16 protein-coding genes are annotated in these 20,393 nt (G+C 61.6%); 7 read left to right on the forward strand and 9 right to left on the reverse strand.

Annotation, left to right across the window (positions count from 1 at the left end):
- Positions 1 to 20 precede the first annotated feature (20 nt).
- Complete coding sequence (locus tag INT12_RS27415; protein WP_046490432.1) at positions 21 to 605, forward strand: PilZ domain-containing protein; 585 nt, start codon at positions 21 to 23, stop codon at positions 603 to 605.
- Positions 606 to 649: 44 nt separating this feature from the next.
- The gene (locus INT12_RS27420) at positions 650 to 1,372 is read left to right on the forward strand and encodes a glycerophosphodiester phosphodiesterase (protein ID WP_017848786.1); all 723 of its coding nucleotides are present in this window, start codon (positions 650 to 652) and stop codon (positions 1,370 to 1,372) included.
- A gap of 42 nt (positions 1,373 to 1,414) precedes the next feature.
- Here INT12_RS27420 and sthA read toward each other — a convergent pair whose 3' ends face one another.
- From sthA to INT12_RS27435, 3 genes are all read right to left on the reverse strand, one after another.
- Positions 1,415 to 2,809: a Si-specific NAD(P)(+) transhydrogenase gene (gene sthA, locus INT12_RS27425; protein WP_017848785.1), complete on the reverse strand. Its 1,395-nt coding sequence runs from the start codon at positions 2,807 to 2,809 to the stop codon at positions 1,415 to 1,417.
- 188 nt (positions 2,810 to 2,997) lie between these two features.
- A complete protein-coding gene (locus INT12_RS27430; protein ID WP_126586390.1) occupies positions 2,998 to 4,008 on the reverse strand; it encodes an FAD:protein FMN transferase in 1,011 nt (336 codons plus the stop codon).
- 287 nt (positions 4,009 to 4,295) lie between these two features.
- A complete protein-coding gene (locus INT12_RS27435; protein WP_026140244.1) occupies positions 4,296 to 5,759 on the reverse strand; it encodes a glyceraldehyde-3-phosphate dehydrogenase in 1,464 nt (487 codons plus the stop codon).
- 340 nt (positions 5,760 to 6,099) lie between these two features.
- Between INT12_RS27435 and mfd the strand changes: the two genes are divergently transcribed.
- The 3 genes from mfd to INT12_RS27450 are packed head-to-tail and all read left to right on the forward strand — an operon-like array spanning position 6,100 to position 12,830.
- The gene (gene mfd / locus INT12_RS27440; RefSeq protein ID WP_193059099.1) at positions 6,100 to 9,549 is read left to right on the forward strand and encodes a transcription-repair coupling factor; all 3,450 of its coding nucleotides are present in this window, start codon (positions 6,100 to 6,102) and stop codon (positions 9,547 to 9,549) included.
- Positions 9,550 to 9,560: 11 nt separating this feature from the next.
- Positions 9,561 to 10,127: a CsiV family protein gene (locus INT12_RS27445; RefSeq protein WP_017848781.1), complete on the forward strand. Its 567-nt coding sequence runs from the start codon at positions 9,561 to 9,563 to the stop codon at positions 10,125 to 10,127.
- A 9-nt stretch (positions 10,128 to 10,136) separates the two neighbouring features.
- Positions 10,137 to 12,830: a DEAD/DEAH box helicase gene (locus INT12_RS27450; protein ID WP_104903746.1), complete on the forward strand. Its 2,694-nt coding sequence runs from the start codon at positions 10,137 to 10,139 to the stop codon at positions 12,828 to 12,830.
- A gap of 110 nt (positions 12,831 to 12,940) precedes the next feature.
- Here the strand turns inward: INT12_RS27450 and nagZ are convergent, their stop codons facing one another.
- Both nagZ and INT12_RS27460 read right to left on the reverse strand, forming a co-directional pair.
- On the reverse strand, positions 12,941 to 13,951 hold the full coding sequence (nagZ, locus tag INT12_RS27455) for a beta-N-acetylhexosaminidase (RefSeq protein ID WP_193059100.1): 1,011 nt from the start codon (positions 13,949 to 13,951) through the stop codon (positions 12,941 to 12,943).
- Between the two features lie 143 nt (positions 13,952 to 14,094).
- Positions 14,095 to 14,802: a TetR/AcrR family transcriptional regulator gene (locus INT12_RS27460; protein ID WP_046384321.1), complete on the reverse strand. Its 708-nt coding sequence runs from the start codon at positions 14,800 to 14,802 to the stop codon at positions 14,095 to 14,097.
- A gap of 263 nt (positions 14,803 to 15,065) precedes the next feature.
- Between INT12_RS27460 and lexA the strand changes: the two genes are divergently transcribed.
- The gene (gene lexA, locus INT12_RS27465; protein WP_003172575.1) at positions 15,066 to 15,674 is read left to right on the forward strand and encodes a transcriptional repressor LexA; all 609 of its coding nucleotides are present in this window, start codon (positions 15,066 to 15,068) and stop codon (positions 15,672 to 15,674) included.
- 10 nt (positions 15,675 to 15,684) lie between these two features.
- A complete protein-coding gene (sulA, locus tag INT12_RS27470) occupies positions 15,685 to 16,158 on the forward strand; it encodes an SOS-induced cell division inhibitor SulA (protein ID WP_102617705.1) in 474 nt (157 codons plus the stop codon).
- A gap of 116 nt (positions 16,159 to 16,274) precedes the next feature.
- Here the strand turns inward: sulA and INT12_RS27475 are convergent, their stop codons facing one another.
- The 4 genes from INT12_RS27475 to INT12_RS27490 all read right to left on the reverse strand — a co-directional run bounded on the left by INT12_RS27475 (position 16,275) and on the right by INT12_RS27490 (position 20,392).
- Positions 16,275 to 16,508: a hypothetical protein gene (locus INT12_RS27475; RefSeq protein WP_017254451.1), complete on the reverse strand. Its 234-nt coding sequence runs from the start codon at positions 16,506 to 16,508 to the stop codon at positions 16,275 to 16,277.
- Between the two features lie 198 nt (positions 16,509 to 16,706).
- A complete protein-coding gene (locus tag INT12_RS27480) occupies positions 16,707 to 17,228 on the reverse strand; it encodes a DUF6586 family protein (protein ID WP_017848776.1) in 522 nt (173 codons plus the stop codon).
- A gap of 191 nt (positions 17,229 to 17,419) precedes the next feature.
- Positions 17,420 to 20,041 (reverse strand): type I DNA topoisomerase, encoded by a 2,622-nt coding sequence (topA, locus tag INT12_RS27485; RefSeq protein WP_046384322.1) that lies wholly within the window; start codon positions 20,039 to 20,041, stop codon positions 17,420 to 17,422.
- 114 nt (positions 20,042 to 20,155) lie between these two features.
- A complete protein-coding gene (locus INT12_RS27490) occupies positions 20,156 to 20,392 on the reverse strand; it encodes a DUF1653 domain-containing protein (protein WP_010563748.1) in 237 nt (78 codons plus the stop codon).
- Position 20,393 lies beyond the last annotated feature (1 nt).

Consider the following 20,393-nt stretch of genomic DNA (forward strand, 5'->3'; position numbering starts at 1 on the left):
ACCGCTACTTTGGGTTCGCCATGTCGACATTAGATGAAGAAGAACGCCGCGAATACTACCGTATCGACGACATGATCGCACTTCAAATCAAAAGCCTGTCCGCCCCCGAAGCGGCGAGCAAGGAAGTGTTGCTGGATGATTCGCCGCTATTCAATCTACTCAGTGAACTGCACCTGAGCGAATTCGAAGCCCAACACCTGTTGCGCCAGCTCAGCGAGAAAGATCGCAGCCTGGCCGCCCTCCTCCGAATCCAGAACAAACGCCTGGATCTGCTCAGCCAGATCATGGCGCGCGGCCTGCTGGATGAAGTCGGCGCACCGCAGCCGGTGATCATTTCCGAAGGCGGCATCGACTTCCAGCACCCGACGCCCCTGGCACTCGACGCCCACCTGGCGGTCAAGCTGGTGCTGATGCCCCAGGCGCTGGGCCTGCTGTTACGGGCGCGGGTCACCCATTGCGATGCCAAGGGCGGCGCTTTTGCCATTGGCACGGAATTCGAATCGATGACCGACGCCCAACGCCAACTGCTGGCGCGCTACATCCTGCAGAAACAGGCGCAGCAACGGCGCCTGGCGCGGGAACAGAGCGACGCCAAAGACACCTGAATTCGTATTCACCCCGCCAGACGACCTGGCGCAAAGGAGCAACTGTGACCCTGATCTACGGCCACCGCGGTGCCAAAGGCGAAGCACCAGAAAACACCCTGACCAGCTTCCAGCAGTGCCTCAAGCACGGTGTACGCCGTTGCGAATTGGATTTGCACCTGTCCATGGACGGCGAACTGATGGTCATCCACGACCCGACCCTCAAGCGCACCGCCGACCGGCGCGGCAAAGTCGTCGAGTATTCGGCGGCAGACCTGGTGAAGATGGACGCCCGCAAAGGCGGCCCCGGCTGGATCAACCCCTGCCCGATCCCGCGCCTGGAAGAGCTGTTCGAAAAGTGCGACTTCGATCACTGGCAACTGGAAGTCAAAAGCGCCTCGCGCACCCGCGCCGCGACCACCGTGCTGGCGATCCGGGAAATGGCCGTGCGTTTCGGCCTCATGGACAAGGTCACAGTGACCTCAAGCTCACGGGAAGTGTTGAAAGCGGCGGTGGAACTCACCCCGGACCTGTCGCGCGGGCTGGTGGCCGAATACGCCTGGCTCGACCCGCTGAAGGTCGCGCAAAACTATGGCTGTGAGTTTCTGGCGTTGAACTGGACGTTGTGTACCCCCGAGCGTCTGGAAAAAGCCCAGCGCCAGGGATTGCACGTGTCGGTGTGGACAGTCAACGAACCTGCGCTGATGCGCAGGCTCGCCGACTTCGGCGTAGATAGCCTGATTACAGACTTTCCCGGTTTGGCCACTGCCACGCTCGAGAATTACTGAAATCGGTCTCCCCGGCCGGCTCAGGCCACCGGCCGGAGCCGCTCAAAAAAGCCGGTTGAGGCCGTCGTAGGCCGCGACCCGATAGGCTTCCGCCATGGTTGGGTAGTTGAACGTGGTGTTGACGAAATACTTGAGGGTATTTTGCTCGCCCGGCTGGTTCATGATGGCCTGGCCGATGTGGACGATCTCCGAAGCCTGGTAGCCGAAGCAATGCACGCCGAGGACTTCCAGGGTTTCACGGTGGAACAGAATCTTCAGCATGCCTTGCGGCTCGCCGGCGATCTGCGCACGCGCCATGCTCTTGAAGAACGCCTTGCCCACTTCGTAAGGCACCTTGGCCTTGGTCAGTTCGTGTTCGTTCTTACCGATCGAGCTGATCTCCGGAATCGTGTAGATCCCGGTCGGCACGTCGTTCACATAGCGCCAGCTGCCATTGTCGACAATGCTGCCGGCGGCCGAACGGCCCTGGTCATGGGCGGCGCTGGCCAGGCTTGGCCAGCCGATCACGTCGCCGGCACCGTAGATATTCGACACGCAGGTGCGATAGTTCTCGTCCACTTCGATCTGGCCACGGTTGTTGACCTTGACCCCGACATTTTCCATGCCCAGCTTGTCGGTGTTGCCGGTACGACCGTTGCACCAGAGCAAGGCGTCGGCCTTGATCTTCTTGCCGGACTTGAGGTGCAGGATCACACCGTTGTCCAGGCCTTCGACGCGCTCGTACTCTTCGTTGTGGCGCACGGTGATGTTGTTGTTGCTGAAGTGATAACTCAACGCCTGGGAAATTTCCGAGTCGAGGAAGCTCAGCAACTGCTCACGGTTGTCCACCAGCTCTACCAGCACCCCCAGGCCGCTGAAGATCGAGGCGTATTCGCAGCCGATCACGCCGGCGCCATAGATGATCAGTTTGCGTGGGGTATGGCCTAGGCTGAGGATGGTGTCGCTATCGTAGATACGCGGGTGGAGGAAATCGATATCCACCGGGCGATACGGGCGCGACCCGGTAGCGATGATGATGTGCTTGGCCACCAGCTTCTCGACCACACCGTTGGAGCAGACCACTTCGACGGTTTGCTCGTCGGCGAAGCTGCCGGTGCCGAAGAACAGGTCGACACGGTTACGGGCGTAGTAGCCGGTCCGCGACGCCACCTGCTTGGCGATGACTTTTTCCGCGCTTTTGAGCACGTCCGGGAACGAAAACCAACGCGGCTCGCCAATGGCCCGGAACATCGGATTGGTATTGAACTGCATGATCTGGCGCACTGAGTGACGCAAGGCCTTGGACGGGATGGTACCCAGGTGGGTGCAGTTTCCGCCGACCTGGCGACGGCTATCGACCATTGCCACCTTGCGCCCTGCCTTCGCGGCGTTCATCGCCGCACCTTCTCCAGCCGGGCCGGAACCCAGTACTACCACGTCGTAGTTGTAGACAGCCATGCGTACTCCTCAGAACAGGCCAGGCGCGCGGTTTGACGCCTGGCTAAATCATGCCGCGGCCAGCGGTCATGAAGGACAATTTGGCTCAAGTGTGTGAACCCGGGCACAGTCTATATAAGGCTCAACGCCGCGCACATTAACCCTTGGTCGCGTCGTAGGCCAGTTTTGCCTTTACTACACAACGTGGATTACGGTTTCACAGCGGTCATCTGTTCGAACGCCTGATTACTGCGCGTGACGAAAACGTCCCCCTCGCGCTGCACAAAAAACGCGGCGATCTGGTGCTGTTCGGCGTAATCCCAGCCTTGCTCCGGCCCAAGGATCAACAGCAACGTCGACAGTCCATCGGCCATCAGCGCCGACGGGTGCAGCACTGTCACCGATGCCAGTTGATGGGTAATCGGCGCGCCGGTCCGCGCATCCAGGGTGTGGGAATAGCGCCGACCACCCTGCTGGAAATAATTACGATAGTCACCCGATGTGGACACACCAAAGCCGTCTACACGGATGATTTTTTCGGCGACCTGCTGGTCATCGCGAGGCTCTTCCAGCGCGACGCGCCAGGGCGAACCATCCGGTTTGTGGCCGGCAGCCTTGAGTTCGCCGGTGGCTTCGGCGAGGTAGTGATGGATACCCAGGCCGCTCAACAGCTCGGCGATACGATCCACCGCGTAACCGGCAGCAATGCTGTTGAAGTCGACCTCGACGGCGGCGTCCTTGCACAGCTGTTCGCCGTCGATGCGCAGATGCTGGTGACCGACCCGTTGACGCACCTCGGCCAGCGTCGCGGCGTCCGGCACCTTGAGTTGCCGGGCCTGGGGCCCGAACCCCCACAGGTTCAGCAGCGGTTCCACCGTCAGGTCGAACGCACCCGCGCTGGCCTGGGACAGTTGCTCGCCGGTACGCACCAGTTGCAGCACCGGTGCGGGCATCGGCTGGCAGCTATTGGCCGGCAGATTGTTGAAACGCTCGATATCCGAGTCGCTGCGGTAGGTCGACAGCTGTCGGTCGACATCCCCCAGGATTTTTTCCACCTGGCGCTGCAGCTCTTTCGGCGTAGGTGCCGTCGAGCTTCTGACATACTGGATCGAATAGGTGCTGCCCATGGTCGGCCCCCCAAACTGCTCCAGCGTATCGCCGCCACAGCCGGCCAGCGCCGCAAAACCGCACACCATCGCTATCTGTCGCAGATTGCCCATAAACCTGATCGCCGTCGAAAAGTGAATTAACCCGCAGGCGTACACCCTGGCAGGACCGCCCATTATGCGGCATGCCGTTATCTGTTTATGGCTGATGTTCGCGCTCCCGGCGCTCACCAATGAGGCGGATCGTCCCACCTTGGCCGGCCACAGTTGACGGCGTATCGCCTGAAAAAATGCATTCCCCTGTAGGCGCAGGCTTGCGCGCGATGCCTCCCACACACCCAAAACCCACAGACAGAAAAAAGCCCCGAACCAGTCGGGGCTTTTTCATTCAACCTGGACGCTTAGCGCGGGAATGCAGGCGGGTTGACCCCAGCCATGTCTTCCATCACGCGAACGACCTGGCAGCTGTAGCCGAACTCGTTGTCGTACCACACGTACAGCACAACACGGTTGTCCTGGGTAATGGTCGCTTCCGCGTCCACCACACCGGCGTGGCGCGAGCCAACGAAGTCGGTGGAGACCACTTCCTGGGAGTTGACGAAGTCGATTTGCTTATGCAAATCGGAGTGCAGCGCCATGTAGCGCAGGTACTCGTTCATCTCGTCGCGGGTAGCGGCTTTCTCAAGGTTCAGGTTGAGAATGGCCATCGACACGTTAGGCGTCGGCACGCGGATCGCGTTACCGGTCAGCTTGCCGGCCAGCTCAGGCAGGGCCTTGGCGGCAGCGGTGGCGGCACCGGTCTCGGTGATCACCATGTTCAGCGCGGCGCTGCGACCACGGCGATTGCCCTTGTGGAAGTTGTCGATCAGGTTCTGGTCGTTGGTGTACGAGTGAACGGTTTCGACGTGGCCGTTGATGATGCCGAACTTGTCATTGACTGCCTTCAGCACCGGCACGATGGCGTTGGTGGTGCAGGAAGCGGCGGACACGATCTTGTCGTCAGCGGTGATTTCCATGTGGTTGATGCCGTGAACGATGTTCTTCAGCTTGCCTTTGCCAGGCGCGGTCAGGACAACGCGGGCAACGCCCGGGCAGGTCAGGTGCTGGCCCAGGCCTTCGGCGTCGCGCCATACGCCGGTGTTATCCACCAGCAGGGCGTCCTTGATGCCGTACTGGGTGTAATCCACCTCGGTCGGGTTCTTCGCGTAGATCACCTGGATCAGGTTACCGTTGGCGGTAATGGTGTTGTTTTCTTCGTCGATGACGATGGTGCCGTTGAACGGACCGTGTACCGAGTCGCGACGCAAGAGGCTCGCGCGCTTGGCCAGGTCGTTCTCGGCGCCCTTGCGTACCACGATGGCGCGCAGGCGCAGGCCGTCGCCGCCACCGGTTTTACCGATCAGGATGCGTGCCAGCAGGCGGCCGATGCGACCGAAGCCGTAGAGCACAACGTCAGTGCCTTTACGGGCGGAGGCGTTCTGCTTGCCGACCACGTCGGCCATTTCTTCACGCACGAATTGCTCGACGGAACGGCCGTTGGCTTCAGCGCGGAACTTGGCGGCCAACTTGCCCAGGTCTACCGAAGCCGCGCCGAGCTTGAGCTCGCTCATGGCTTTGAGCAGAGGGAATGTTTCGTGGACGGAGAGTTCGCTGTCGTTGGTCGAACGATGGCGAGCAAAGCGATGCGCCTTGAGAATCGCGATGACTGACTGGTTGATCAGACTGCGGCCATAGATCGAGCTCACCACATTGTTATTGCGGTACAGCTGACCGATAAGCGGGATCATCGCTTCAGCGAGTGCTTCACGGTCGATCCATTCACCAAGACACTGGTCGGGCTTCTGAGTCACGGGAACCTTCCACATGTAGGGGCTGAAAAAAGGGGCTACATTATGCCGCCCGGCCGCCCCCGGAGCAATGCGCGCCCTACAACAAAAAGCGCTTACCCAAAAAAGCCACCTCGCTGCAGCCCAGTAAATACGCGGGTTCCAGAAGGCCACTAGTGGAGCGGGCAGCACGACTTGTCCGTAACCCTCCGAAAACTATATGCATTTTGGCACTACATATTGAGTCAAAACGCGCCATTGTTTGTCTTAGCCACCACATTTCCCGCAAACCGTAATAGGCTCAGTCAGCAACTGACAGGCGGCACCTCGGGCCGTTACAATTACCGACTTTGTCGCAACGCTTGGAGCTCAACCTTCCGTGCCCGTTCTGCGTCTACCGCAACTCCCTGCCGCGGCAGGTAAACAGCACTGGGGCAATTTGCCCGGTGCCGCCCTGAGCCTGGCCATCGCCGAGGCTGCCAGCGCAGCCAAGCGCTTTACCCTGCTGCTTACCGCCGACAGCCAAAGCGCCGAACGGCTGGAGCAGGAGCTGAGCTTCTTCGCCCCCGATTTGCCGGTGCTGCATTTTCCCGACTGGGAAACCCTGCCCTACGACCTGTTCTCGCCGCACCAGGACATCATTTCCCAGCGCATCGCCAGCCTGTACCGCCTGCCGGAACTGGTCCACGGCGTGCTGGTGGTGCCGATCACCACGGCGCTGCACCGCCTGGCGCCGACCAAGTTCCTGCTGGGCAGCAGCCTGGTGCTGGATATCGGCCAGAAGCTCGACGTGGAGCAAATGCGTACACGCCTGGAAGCCAGCGGCTACCGCTGCGTCGACACGGTGTACGAGCACGGCGAATTCGCGGTGCGCGGTGCGCTGATCGACCTGTTCCCGATGGGCAGCAAGTTGCCGTACCGCATCGACCTGTTCGATGACGAAATCGAGACCCTGCGCACCTTCGATCCGGAAAACCAGCGCTCCATCGACAAAGTCGAGTCGATCAAACTGCTGCCGGCGCGGGAATTCCCGCTGCAGAAAGACGCGGTGACGCGTTTCAAGGCGCGCTTTCGCGAACGCTTCGACGTCGACTTCCGCCGCTGCCCGATCTTCCAGGACTTGAGCAGCGGGATTCCCCCCGCCGGTATCGAGTACTACCTGCCGCTGTTCTTCGACGAAACCTCCACCCTGTTCGACTACCTGCCCCAGGACACCCAGGTGTTCTCGCTGCCGGGCATAGAGCAGGCGGCGGAAAACTTCTGGAGCGACGTGCGCAACCGCTATGAAGAGCGTCGCGTCGATCCGTCCCGTCCTTTATTACCGCCCGCCGAACTGTTCCTGCCGGTGGAAGACTGCTTCGCCCGCCTGAAAAACTGGCCGCGCGTGGTCGCCAGCCAAGAGGATGTGGACGCAGGCAGCGGCCGCACGCGCTTCCCCGCGCAAAACCTGCCGAACCTGGCGATTGAAGCCAAGGCCAGCCAGCCACTCGAAGCGCTGTCCCACTTCCTCGGCGATTTCGCCGGGCGCGTGCTGTTTACCGCCGAATCGGCCGGGCGCCGCGAAGTGCTGCTGGAGCTGCTGGAACGCCTGAAGCTGCGCCCGAAAACCGTCGACAGCTGGCCGGACTTCGTCGCCGGCAAAGAGCGCCTGGCGATCACCATTGCGCCGCTGGATGAAGGCCTGTTGCTGGACGATCCGGCCCTGGCGCTGATCGCCGAAAGCCCGCTGTTCGGGCAACGGGTGATGCAGCGCCGTCGCCGCGAAAAACGCGCCGACGCCAACAACGACGCAGTGATCAAAAACCTCACCGAACTGCGCGAAGGCGCGCCGGTGGTGCATATCGACCACGGCGTCGGCCGCTACCTGGGCCTGCAAACGCTGGAAATCGACAACCAGGCCGCCGAATTCCTCACCATGGAATACGCCGAAGGCGCCAAGCTGTATGTGCCGGTGGCCAACCTGCACCTGATCGCCCGCTACACCGGCAGCGACGACGCCCTGGCGCCGTTGCACCGCCTGGGTTCCGAGACCTGGCAGAAAGCCAAGCGCAAGGCCGCCGAACAGGTGCGCGACGTCGCCGCCGAGCTGCTCGACATCTATGCCCGTCGCGCCGCCCGCGAGGGTTATGCGTTCGCCGACCCGAAAGCCGACTACGCCACGTTCAGCGCCGGCTTTGCCTTCGAAGAAACCCCGGACCAGCAAACCACCATCGAAGCGGTGCGCGCCGACATGCTCGCGCCCAAGCCGATGGACCGCCTGGTGTGCGGCGACGTGGGCTTCGGCAAGACCGAAGTGGCGATGCGCGCCGCCTTCATCGCGGTGCATGGCGGCAAGCAAGTGGCGATCCTGGTGCCGACTACCCTGCTCGCCCAGCAGCACTACAACAGCTTTCGCGACCGCTTTGCCGACTGGCCGGTGACCGTCGAAGTGATGAGCCGTTTCAAATCCGCCAAGGAAGTGAACGCCGCCGTCGCCGACCTGGCGGAGGGCAAGATCGACATCGTGATCGGCACCCACAAGCTGCTGTCGGACGATGTGAAGATCAAGAACCTGGGCCTGGTGATCATCGACGAAGAACACCGCTTCGGGGTGCGTCAGAAAGAACAGCTCAAGGCCCTGCGCAGCGAAGTCGACATTCTGACCCTCACCGCCACGCCGATTCCGCGCACGCTGAACATGGCGGTGTCGGGCATGCGCGACCTGTCGATCATCGCCACTCCACCGGCGCGGCGCCTGTCGGTACGCACCTTCGTGATGGAGCAGAACAACAGCACGGTCAAGGAAGCGCTGCTGCGCGAATTGCTGCGCGGCGGGCAGGTGTATTACCTGCACAACGATGTGAAAACCATCGAGAAATGCGCCGCCGACCTCGCCGCACTGGTGCCGGAAGCACGCATCGCCATCGGCCACGGGCAAATGCGCGAGCGCGACCTCGAACAGGTGATGAGCGACTTCTACCACAAGCGCTTCAACGTGCTGATCGCCTCGACCATCATCGAGACCGGCATCGACGTGCCGAGCGCCAACACCATCATCATCGAGCGCGCCGACAAGTTCGGCCTGGCACAACTGCATCAACTGCGCGGCCGCGTCGGACGCAGTCACCACCAGGCCTACGCCTACCTGCTGACGCCACCGCGCCAGCAAATCACCGGCGACGCGGAAAAACGCCTGGAAGCCATCGCCAACACCCAGGACCTGGGCGCCGGCTTTGTGCTGGCCACCAACGACCTGGAAATCCGTGGCGCCGGCGAACTGCTCGGCGACGGCCAGAGCGGGCAGATCCAGGCCGTGGGCTTCACCTTATATATGGAGATGCTCGAACGCGCGGTGAAAGCCATCCGCAAGGGCGAGCAACCGAACCTCGACCAACCCCTGGGCGGCGGTCCGGAGATCAACCTGCGCTTGCCGGCATTGATCCCCGAAGACTACCTGCCGGATGTCCACGCGCGACTGATCCTGTACAAGCGCATCGCCTCGGCCACCGACGAAGAAGGTCTCAAGGACCTGCAGGTGGAGATGATCGATCGCTTCGGCCTGTTGCCGGAACCGACCAAGAACCTGGTGCGCCTGACCCTGCTCAAATTGCAGGCCGAGCAACTGGGGATCAAGAAGGTCGACGCCGGGCCGCAGGGCGGGCGCATCGAGTTCGAAGCGCAGACGCCGGTGGACCCGTTGGTGCTGATCAAGCTGATCCAGGGCCAGCCCAACCGGTACAAGTTCGAAGGGGCTACGCTGTTCAAGTTCATGGTGCCGATGGAACGTGCCGAAGAACGCTTCAATACCTTGGAGGCGCTGTTTGAGCGCCTCATCCCGAAATCTGTTTGAAGGACGCCCCAATGCGCGTGTTTCGCATTCTGAGCTTGTTATTAGTGGTACTCGCACCTTCGGCGTTTGCCGACAGCCTGTACCAAGTGGAAATGGTCCTGGTGCGCCAGAACGCGGAGCCGGTGATCAACAGCCGCGCCGCGCCGGAAGACTGGGATGCCGGCGCCGAGCGCCTGGGCGACAGAAGCAGCCCGGCGCGCCTGGGCACGATCGTCGACAAACTCCGCGCAGACGCCAACTACACGGTGCTGGCGCACAAGGCCTGGGAACAGAACCTCGGTGAGCAGCCGGTAAAAATCGCGATCACCGACGGCCGGGAGCAGTTCGGTCAATTTCCCCTCGAGGGTGTGCTGAGCCTGCAACTGGGGCGCTTTACCGATATCGACGCGGACTTCTGGATCAACCAGTTCGACGGCAACGGCAGCGTCATCGCCAGCGAGCATCTGGCGCAGAAAGACGTGCGGACCAAGAACAACCAGCTCAACTACCTGGATGGCGGCCACCTGGCGCTGCTGATCAAGATCACTTCGTTGACCGCCAAACAGCCCAGCGCACCGCCCGTCGACTTTCAGGACTGATCCAGCGCCATGCCCCTGACGTCGCCGCTGACCAAGCCCCTGGCCCCTTCGTGGGCCAATCGCTTCAAAGAACAAAGCCTGGAGCGCGGGCGGCGCTATGCCTTGGAGAACCGGGTACGCATCGTCGAGTCGGGCGACAGCACCATCATCGCCAGTTGCGAAGGCTCGGGCAGCAACGTCTACCGGCAGACCATCTCGTTGCGCGAATCGGCCAAGGGCACGCTGATCCTGGTGGACAGCCGCTGCACCTGCCCGGTACACACCAACTGCAAACACATCGCCGCGGTGCTGCTCAAGGTCCAGGAAACCCTGGCCTACCCGGCGGCGGCCCAGGACGCCGAACTGCTGGAAAAACTCCAGGCCGTGCTGGACAACCGCGTGGTGCTGCCGCAGGTGGTGATGGACGACGTGCTGCCCGTGCCGCGCCTATGGCTGGCCAGTGTCGCGTTCAGCGCGTTCGAGCCGCGCAACGGCAAGATGCAGCGCTATATCCAGCACCGTGCGGCGCTGTCGTTCAACTATCTGGGCAACTACGTCAGCGGGCAAAAGAACGCCGACATCATCGTCCGCCAGGAAACCCAGAGCCTGCGGATCAAGCGGCACCCCGAGCTGGAGCAGCGCTATCGCGAACAACTGCGCCTGCTCGGTTTCAAGATCGCCACGCGCCAGAGCAAAGCGTTGCCGGAAAGTGCCGGCGAACTGTTCGAGATGGTCAATGACAGCGCCTGGCTGAACTTCACCCTCAACGCATCGCCGACACTGCGGGCCGAAGGCTGGGAGTTGCAGATCGACGACGACTTCGGCTTCGACCTGAGCCCGGTGGACGACTGGTATGCCACCGTCGACGAAGGGCCGGAGCGCGACTGGTTCGACCTGGAACTGGGGATCATCGTCAACGGCGAACGCCTGAGCCTGCTGCCGATCCTGCTCAACCTGATGCGTTCGCACACCGAAATCCTCAACCCGGAAAAACTCGCACGCCGCCGCGATGACGAACTGATCCTGGTCAACATCCCCGGCCTGCCCAACGGTGGCCACGGCCCGCTGCAAGTGGCGCTGCCCTACGGCCGCCTGAAACCCGTCCTGGCCACCCTCGGCGAGTTCTACCTGCAGGAACCCGGCACCACCACGCTGCGCCTGGCCAAGGCCGACGCGATCCGCCTCAACCCGCTGGAAGACCTGCCGCTGCAATGGGAAGGCGGCGAGAAGATCCGCACCTTCGCCCAGCGCCTGCGCGACATCAAGGATTTCACCTGCGTCGCGCCCGAAGGCTTGAACGCGACCTTGCGCCCCTATCAGCTGGAGGGCTTGAGCTGGATGCAGTCACTGCGCCAGCTGGAGGTGGGCGGCATTCTTGCGGACGACATGGGCCTGGGCAAAACCCTACAGACCTTGGCGCATATTCTCAGCGAGAAGATCGCCGGGCGCCTGGACCGCCCGTGCATGGTGGTGATGCCTACCAGCCTGATCCCCAACTGGCTCGACGAGGCCGCGCACTTCACGCCGCAACTCAAGGTCCTGGCGCTGTATGGCGCCACCCGCAAAAAGCACTTCGCAAACCTGCAGGACTACGACCTGCTGCTGACCACGTATGCGTTGCTGCCCAAAGACATCGAGCAACTCGCCGCCCTGCCCTTGCATGTGCTGATCCTCGACGAAGCGCAGTACATCAAGAACCCTTCGAGCAAGGCGGCCCAGGCGGCGCGTGAGCTGAACGCACGGCAGCGCCTGTGCCTGAGCGGCACCCCACTGGAAAACCACCTGGGCGAGCTGTGGTCGCTGTTCCACTTCCTGTTGCCGGGCTGGTTGGGCGACGTGAAAAGCTTCAACCGCGACTACCGCGTGCCGATTGAAAAACGCGCCAGCGATGTACGATTGCAGCACCTGAACGGTCGGATCAAACCGTTCCTGCTGCGTCGCACCAAGGAACAGGTGGCGACGGAATTACCGCCGAAAACCGAGATCATCCACTGGGTCGAGCTCAATGAAGCCCAGCGCGACGTGTACGAAACCATGCGCCTGGCCATGGACAAAAAAGTCCGCGATGAGATCACCCGCAAAGGCGTGGCGCGCAGCCAGATCATCATTCTTGAAGCGCTGCTCAAGCTGCGCCAGGTGTGCTGCGATTTGCGCCTGGTCAACGATGCCACCCTGCCGACGCGCGGCAGCAGCTCGGGCAAGCTCGACAGCTTGATGGAGATGCTCGAAGAGCTGTTTGCCGAAGGGCGCCGGATTCTGTTGTTCTCCCAGTTCACCTCGATGCTGAGCCTGATTGAACTCGAGCTGAAAAAACGCGGTGTCGCCTACGCGCTGCTGACCGGCCAGACCCGCGATCGGCGCACGCCGGTGAAAGACTTCCAGAGCGGCAAGCTGCAGATCTTTCTGATCAGCCTGAAGGCAGGTGGCGTAGGACTCAACCTGACCGAAGCCGACACTGTGATCCACTATGACCCGTGGTGGAACCCGGCCACGGAAAACCAGGCCACCGACCGTGCGTATCGCATCGGCCAGGAGAAACCGGTGTTCGTCTACAAGATGATTGCACGGGGCACGGTGGAGGAGAAAATCCAGCACCTGCAGAAGGAAAAGTCCGACCTTGCAGCGGGCGTGCTCGACGGGCGGACCACCGGGGATTGGCAGCTGGGCAACGAAGAGATCGAAGCGCTGTTTGCGCCGCTGCCCAACAAACAAGAAAAACGCTGACGGTTAGATCGCCCTCGCGGCCAGCGCATCGCCACATTCAACCGCACTTCGACAGAATGTACACAATCAAGTGTAGGAGCGGGCTTGCCCGCGATAGGCGCGCCGCCGTCTCAATCGATCAACTGCGCATCCCGCAACGCGCCGAGCGCCACCAGCCAACGCGGGTCTTGCTTATACTCCATCGACGCAACCGCCTGCCCACGCATCCGTGCGATCCGCGCCGATGGCGTGACCTTCATCCGCTGGGCCGCGCTCAGCGCCAGTTCGGCAGCCGCCCGATCGTTGCACACCAGGCCCATGTCGCACCCCGCCGTCAGTGCGGCTTCAATTCGGCTGGCCGCATCCCCAACCACGTGGGCACCAGCCATGGACAGGTCGTCGCTGAAAATCACCCCGTCAAATTGCAATTCGCCGCGCAGGATGTCCTGCAACCAGCGGCGCGAGAAACCGGCCGGCTGGGCGTCGACTTGCGGGTAAATGACGTGGGCTGGCATCACCGCAGCCAATTGCCGGCTCAGGCGTGCGAAAGGTACCAGGTCATTGGCGCGAATCTGTTCCAGGCTGCGTTCGTCATTGGGAATCGCAACGTGGGAATCGGCCTCAGCCCACCCGTGCCCCGGGAAGTGCTTGCCGGTGGCGGCCATGCCGGCGCTGTTCATGCCACGGATAAACGCCCCGGCAAGCACCGCGGCGCGCTCGGGGTTGCCCTCGAAGGAACGGCTGCCGACCACGGCGCTACGCTGGTAGTCCAGGTCCAGCACGGGGGCGAAGCTCAGGTCCAGGCCGCCGGCCAGGACTTCAGTGGCCATGATCCAGCCACACTGTTCGGCGAGGTATTCGGCGTTAGGGTGATCCGCCAGCGCACGCATGGCCGGCAGGCGCACAAAACCCTGGCGCAGGCGCTGCACGCGACCGCCCGCCTGGTCGACCGCCAGCAGCAGGTCCGGGCGCACGGCACGAATCGCCGCGCTCAATTCCCGCACCTGGCGCGGATGCTCGATATTGCGCGCAAAAATGATCAGGCCGCCCACCTCAGGCTGGCGCAACAGGTGGCGATCCTCGGCCGTCAGCCAGGTGCCGGCAACGTCGACCATCAAAGAACCTTGCAGGGCAGCAGTCATAAACCTTCCTTAAATAACGCACACAACCCATTGCCCTCGCGGCGCGGCGGGCGCGGCAAGAACAATGGGTTGCGAGTAAATAGCTGAATTCGGCATGGGCGGCTAGCTTAGCGGATGCTGGCGGCCGCGCACACCCGGGGCGGTCAAACCTTCGCGGGGATTGGCGTCGATTTGCTGCGCGGACGCAATTGCGCGGCGGCCATGGTCTGGTCGGTCACGCCGGTTTCGGCGCGCATGCCGGCAGCGAGGAACGGCACCATCAGGCGCATCACCTGCTCGATGGAGGTGTTGACGCCAAAGTCGGTCTCGGCAATCGCCCGCAAGGCCTTGATCCCGGACATGCTGAATGCCGCCGCGCCGAGCATGAAGTGTACGCGCCAGAACAATTCGATCGGAGGGATGCGCGGGGCGGCTTCGTTGACCAGCAACATATAGCGGCGGAACACCTTGCCGTACATGTCTTCCAGGTAGCGGCGCAGGTGGCCCTGGCTCTGGCTGAACGCCAGGCCCAACAGGCGCATGAAGATCGACAGGTCGTTGCCGCTGCGTGGCTGCACCACCAGCGCTTGCTCAACGAGGATTTCCAGCAGTTCTTCCAGGCTTGGCTTATGGTCGGCCTTGGCCTGGCGGCGTTCGAGCTCACGGTCGAGACTGGCGCAGAACGGCCCCAGGAAACGCGAGAACACCGCCTGGATCAGGGCTTTTTTCGAGCCGAAATGGTAGTTCACGGCGGCGAGGTTGACCCCGGCCTTGCTGGTGATCAGCCGCAATGAGGTTTCAGCAAATCCTTTTTCCGCGAACAATTGCTCGGCAGCATCGAGAATGCGTTCAACGGTTTCCGACTGGGCCATGGCTACTCCGCCTGACAAACACTTGTTTGAAACATACGTTTCAGCTTGTGTCTTGTCAAGCCTGCGGGTTCGCTTTCCGGCCGGGCAGTCATCTATTTGAACGCTATTTAATCACATCCTTTCAACTCTGTAGGCAGCGCTGTCTTTGCGTTGTAGGAGGGCTGACGAATGACCGTCCAGCGGACGCGCAAAAAAGGATGATTGCCAAGCGCAGTCCACTGTATATAATCCCAGTCACTGTATAAAAAGACAGAGCGATCAACATGCTAAAACTGACGCCACGCCAAGCTGAGATTCTGGCTTTTATCAAGCGCTGCCTCGACGACAACGGCTACCCGCCGACGCGCGCGGAAATTGCGCTGGAACTGGGGTTCAAATCCCCCAACGCCGCCGAAGAACACCTCAAGGCCCTCGCTCGCAAAGGCGCGATCGAGATGACCCCGGGCGCTTCGCGGGGCATTCGCATTCCCGGTTTCGAAGCCAAGGCCGACGAATCGACCCTGCCGATCATCGGCCGCGTCGCTGCCGGCGCGCCGATCCTGGCGCAACAGCACGTCGAGGAATCCTGCAACATCAACCCGACCTTCTTCCACCCTCGCGCCGACTACCTGTTGCGGGTCCATGGCATGAGCATGAAGGACGTGGGCATTTTCGACGGTGACCTGCTGGCCGTCCACACCACTCGTGAAGCCCGTAACGGCCAGATCGTCGTCGCCCGCATCGGCGATGAAGTCACCGTCAAACGCTTCAAGCGCGAAGGCAGCAAGGTCTGGCTCCTGGCCGAGAACCCTGAGTTCGCCCCGATCGAAGTCAACCTGAAAGACCAGGACCTGGTGATCGAAGGCCTGAGCGTCGGCGTCATTCGCCGCTAAAGGAGGCATCATGCAGCTCGTGCACACCCCACAACACACACAACTGTCGCTGTTCGAGGCCTTCATGGCCCAACCCCTTGCGCCCATCCTCAAGGAAACGGTCGAGGCGCCCTGGTGCGCCGAGCCTGAGGCGTTCAGTGAACTGTCGTTGCGCGGTGCGGCCGGGAGCTGCCTGAGCCTGCTGGCGCCGATCCTGCGTGAACTGAGCGAGGAACAGGATGCACGCTGGTTGACGCTGATCGCCCCACCCGCCAGCCTGACCCAGGCCTGGCTGCGGGACGCCGGTCTCAACCGCGAGCGCATCCTGTTGCTGCAACCACGCGGCGCACAAAGTGCCCAGCAGTTGACCTGCGAAGCCCTGCGCCTGGGCCGCAGCCATACAGTGGTGAGCTGGTTGAACCCGCTGAATGCCAACGCCAAGCAACAGTTGATCAGCGCTGCGCGTACTGGCAATGCGCAGAGCTTGAATATTCGTTTGGGGTAATTCGAGGTGCCGCAGGCTAGCCCTGTGGCAAGGGAGCTTGCTCCCATTGGACGGTACAGCAATCGCATGTTCAGGGCCGCTTAGCGCCCCAGCGGGTGCAAGCTCCCACGCCACACTCAGTGCAGAACCCGTGGACCGTCTTCTTTCTCCGGTTCGCCTTCCGCCAGGCGGCCTGCCATCTGTACGCCAACGCTCAACATGGCTTTTGCCACTTCCACGTGCTGGCCTTGCAGGAACGCCTTGGCGTCTTCAGAAAAGTCCAAGATAACCAGAGAACCCTCGTCCTCAGCCCGGCGCAGCTCGATTCGGCCGTCAGGCAATTCAACAATTTCCAGAAAGGACGTTGGCATAAAAGTCTGTTCTCCACGAAAGGCCGGGATTATATCAGTCATCTGCCAGGCCTCGCAGTGGATCTGGCGAGGTTTCTTTACGGCTGGATGAATGGTGCTTAGTGAGAGCAAGCCCACTGCCACAATTTTGATTGGCACCCATCTGCGCAGGTGCCTTGGCTGTCAGCTCGCAATGATCACCGGCTCAACGAGCGTGTCTCAGCACTCGTTCAAACCTTCACGAAACCGCAGCGCCATGTTTTTCAGCTCCTGGCGCCAGCCTTCAAGCTCTTCGCGGCTCAACGGCTTCGGCTCATCCTCTTCCAGCGACAGCGCCACGATCAACGGCTGGGTCACATCGCCCTTGGGCACATGGGGAACACGTGGCGGCTGGAACATATCGGCATGCGCCTTGAGCAGGCGTGCCACCCAACTGTCGGGGCTTTGCGCCATTTCCACCAATTCGGCGAGTTCAGGGATCGCCATGGCGTCCAGTACTTCGCGATTCATGATCATTTCCGCACGCGGCGAACCGGCCTGGGGCAAACGGTAGAACCCGGCGATTTCATGACACAGCCCCAGCAAGGCGCCGTACAGGTGGAACAGGGCCGCCTCACGCCCCGCCTGGACCAGCGCGATGGCGTTCATCTCCTTCCCTTCCTCGGCACGGCCAAGGGCTTCCAGGGATAAACCCGCGAAGTAAATTTTCTGGTTGGTACGGGTATAGAGTTCGTTGGCCATGACGGCAATCTCCACAACGAATAGGCGTAATGCTGGTATGTAGGAGCGAGCTTGCTCGCGAAAAACCTGGGGGCGCCGTGGGGCATCAGGTTTTTCGTGTAATCGTTAGCGACCTTTCGCGAGCAAGCTCGCTCCTACAGCAAGCAAAAGCCGTCTATGCAGACGGCTTTTAGCGTTATCAGATTAACCGATCAAGCGCCCTGGCGCTTGTCCTCGACCTTCCACTTGCCGCCGTCGTAGAACGCCTTCCAACCGGTCGGCTTACCATCCACTTCGGACTGCACGTACTGTTCCTTGGTCTTGCGGCTGTAGCGGATCACGGCCGGGCGACCGTCCGGGTCCTTCTTCGGCGCTTCGCACAGGAAGTGGTACTTCGGATCGATCTCATCCTTGTGCGGCACGATCTCGAGCACCAACGGCGCACGGGTCTCGCGGTTTTTCGGGAACTGGCTGGCAGCCAGGAACAGCCCCGAAGCGCCATCACGCAGGATATAGGTGTCGTTGACCTTCTCGCACTTGAGTTCGGGCATCTTCACCGGGTCCATCTTCGGCGGCGCCGCGTCACCGCTTTTCAGCAGTTTGCGGGTGTTCTTGCACGTCGGGTTGGTGCAACCGAAGAACTTGCCGAAACGGCCGGTCTTGAGTTGCATCTCGCTGCCGCACTTGTCGCATTCCAGGCTCGGGCCTTCGTAGCCTTTGATGCGGTAGCTGCCCTCTTCGATCTCGTAGCCGTCGCAATCCGGGTTGTTACCACAGATGTGCAACTTGTGCTTCTCGTCCAACAGGTAGGCATCCATCGCCGTGCTGCAGATCGGGCAGCGGTGCTTGCCACGCAGCACCAGCGATTCGGATTCACCCTCGTCGTCGGCGGCGATTTCATCGCCCGGCACCAGGTTGACGGTGGCCTTGCAGCGCTCTTTCGGCGGCAGGCTGTAGCCCGAGCAACCGAGGAACACGCCGGTGGACGCGGTACGAATCTGCATCGGCCGGCCGCAGGTCAGGCACGGGATGTCGGTCATCACCGGCTGGTTGGCACGCATGCCGCTGTCCGGGCTTTCGGCCACTTCGAGTTTTTTCTTGAAGTCGCCGTAGAACTCGTCGAGCACGCTCTTCCAGTCGCGCTCGCCCTGGGCCACGTCATCGAGGTTCTCTTCCATGCCGGCGGTGAAGCCGTAGTCCATCAGGTTGGAGAAACTCTCGGACAGACGCTCGGTGACGATGTCGCCCATCTTTTCCGAATAGAAACGCCGGTTGTGCAGCGCCACGTAGCCACGGTCCTGGATCGTGGAGATGATCGCCGCATAGGTCGAAGGACGACCGATACCGCGTTTCTCCATCTCTTTCACCAGGCTGGCTTCCGAATAACGCGCCGGCGGCTTGGTGAAGTGCTGGGACGGGTCGAGCTTGATCAGCTTCAACGTGTCGCCCTGGGCCATGTCCGGCAGTACGTCGTCGTCGCCTGGCTTGGCGATTTGCGGCATCACGCGGGTGTAGCCGTCGAACTTGAGGATACGGCCCTTGGCACGCAGCTCGAAGTCGCCTGCGCCCACGCTGACGGTGGTGGACAGGTATTGCGCCGGCAGCATCTGGCAGGCCAGGAACTGGCGCCAGATCAGCTCATAGAGGCGCTCAGCGTCACGTTCCATGCCGCTCAGCTTGCTCGGCTCGGTGTTGGCGTCGGAAGGACGAATCGCTTCGTGAGCCTCCTGGGCGCCTTCTTTGCTGCTGTAGACGTTTGGCTTCTCCGGCAGGTACTTCTTGCCGAACTCGCTTTCAATATACGTGCGCGCCATCGCCACCGCGTCTTGCGACAGGTTGGTGGAGTCGGTACGCATATAGGTGATGTAGCCGGCTTCGTACAGACGCTGGGCCATCATCATGGTTTTCTTCACGCCGAAGCCCAGGCGGTTACTCGCGGCCTGTTGCAGGGTGGACGTGATGAACGGCGCCGACGGCTTGCTGCTGGTCGGTTTGTCTTCGCGCTTGACGATGCTGTAGCTGGAAGACTTGAGCTTCTCCAGCGCGGCCATGGCCTGGGCTTCGTTCAGCGGCTTGAAGGCCTCGCCTTTTTCACGGGCCACTTCAAAGCGCACGTTGGCGCCCTTGGCGGTGCCGAGGTCGGCGTGGACTTCCCAGTATTCTTCAGGGTTGAACGCACGGATCTCGCGCTCACGCTCCACCACCAGCTTGACCGCGACCGATTGCACACGGCCAGCAGACAGGCCACGGGCAATCTTGGCCCACAGCAGTGGCGAGACCATGTAACCCACGACGCGGTCGAGGAAACGGCGGGCCTGCTGAGCGTTGACGCGGTCGATATCCAGTTCGCCCGGCTTGGAGAAGGCTTCCTGGATGGCTTTCTTGGTGATTTCGTTGAACACCACACGCTTGTAGCGGCTGTCATCACCGCCGATGGCTTCCCGCAGGTGCCAGGCAATGGCTTCCCCTTCGCGGTCCAAGTCCGTTGCGAGATAGATGGTGTCGGCATCTTTGGCGAGCCGGCGCAGCTCTTCGATGACCTTTTCCTTGCCCGGAAGGATTTCGTACTTGGCCTTCCAGCCATGTTCCGGGTCCACACCCATGCGCGAGACCAGCTGCTTGCGCGCTTTCTCTTTAGGCGTGAGCACCGGACCTTCGCCCGCAGCCGCCTTGCCGCGCTTGGCGGCAGGCTCCTTGCTGGCGCTAGCCGAACCGCTGGTGGGCAGGTCTCGGATATGGCCGATACTCGACTTCACCACGTACTCGTTGCCCAAGTACTTGTTGATGGTCTTGGCCTTAGCCGGGGATTCCACAATGACCAGCGATTTGCCCATGGATCGGAAAATTCCTGAATTCGAGAAGTGAAAGGCAGTTGGCGCCTGACGCGGCAACGCTATATATAGTGGCAACCGGGTGAGGTCAAGCGCAGCATTCTGCGCAGCCTGCCGTTATTGCCCTGAAAAAAGACTGGGTTCGGCCTGCACCAAAGCAAAGCGTGGGACCTGTTCGCCGTCAACTTCGACGGACTCGAGGAACATGCTCAACGGGCGCACCCAAAAGCCGTAATCGCCATACAGTGCTTGGTAGAACACCACTTCTTCTTCGGTCTCGGAGTGCCGCGCCACATTAAAAACGCGGTACTGCGGACCTTTATAATGTTGGTAGAGCCCTGGTTCGACTTTCATG

Source organism: Pseudomonas sp. K8 (assembly GCF_014889455.1).
Classification (GTDB): Bacteria; Pseudomonadota; Gammaproteobacteria; order Pseudomonadales; family Pseudomonadaceae; genus Aquipseudomonas; species Aquipseudomonas veronii.

Bases quoted from the DNA above. Each gene is read 5' to 3' on its own strand.
- INT12_RS27415 (WP_046490432.1), top strand. From the start codon at position 21: ATGTCGACATTAGATGAAGAAGAACGCCGCGAATACTACCGTATCGAC.
- sthA (WP_017848785.1), bottom strand. From the start codon at position 2,809: ATGGCTGTCTACAACTACGACGTGGTAGTACTGGGTTCCGGCCCGGCT.
- INT12_RS27430 (WP_126586390.1), bottom strand. From the start codon at position 4,008: ATGGGCAATCTGCGACAGATAGCGATGGTGTGCGGTTTTGCGGCGCTG.
- INT12_RS27435 (WP_026140244.1), bottom strand. From the start codon at position 5,759: ATGTGGAAGGTTCCCGTGACTCAGAAGCCCGACCAGTGTCTTGGTGAA.
- INT12_RS27445 (WP_017848781.1), top strand. From the start codon at position 9,561: ATGCGCGTGTTTCGCATTCTGAGCTTGTTATTAGTGGTACTCGCACCT.
- INT12_RS27450 (WP_104903746.1), top strand. From the start codon at position 10,137: ATGCCCCTGACGTCGCCGCTGACCAAGCCCCTGGCCCCTTCGTGGGCC.
- nagZ (WP_193059100.1), bottom strand. From the start codon at position 13,951: ATGACTGCTGCCCTGCAAGGTTCTTTGATGGTCGACGTTGCCGGCACC.
- INT12_RS27460 (WP_046384321.1), bottom strand. From the start codon at position 14,802: ATGGCCCAGTCGGAAACCGTTGAACGCATTCTCGATGCTGCCGAGCAA.
- lexA (WP_003172575.1), top strand. From the start codon at position 15,066: ATGCTAAAACTGACGCCACGCCAAGCTGAGATTCTGGCTTTTATCAAG.
- sulA (WP_102617705.1), top strand. From the start codon at position 15,685: ATGCAGCTCGTGCACACCCCACAACACACACAACTGTCGCTGTTCGAG.
- INT12_RS27475 (WP_017254451.1), bottom strand. From the start codon at position 16,508: ATGCCAACGTCCTTTCTGGAAATTGTTGAATTGCCTGACGGCCGAATC.
- INT12_RS27480 (WP_017848776.1), bottom strand. From the start codon at position 17,228: ATGGCCAACGAACTCTATACCCGTACCAACCAGAAAATTTACTTCGCG.
- topA (WP_046384322.1), bottom strand. From the start codon at position 20,041: ATGGGCAAATCGCTGGTCATTGTGGAATCCCCGGCTAAGGCCAAGACC.
- INT12_RS27490 (WP_010563748.1), bottom strand. From the start codon at position 20,392: ATGAAAGTCGAACCAGGGCTCTACCAACATTATAAAGGTCCGCAGTAC.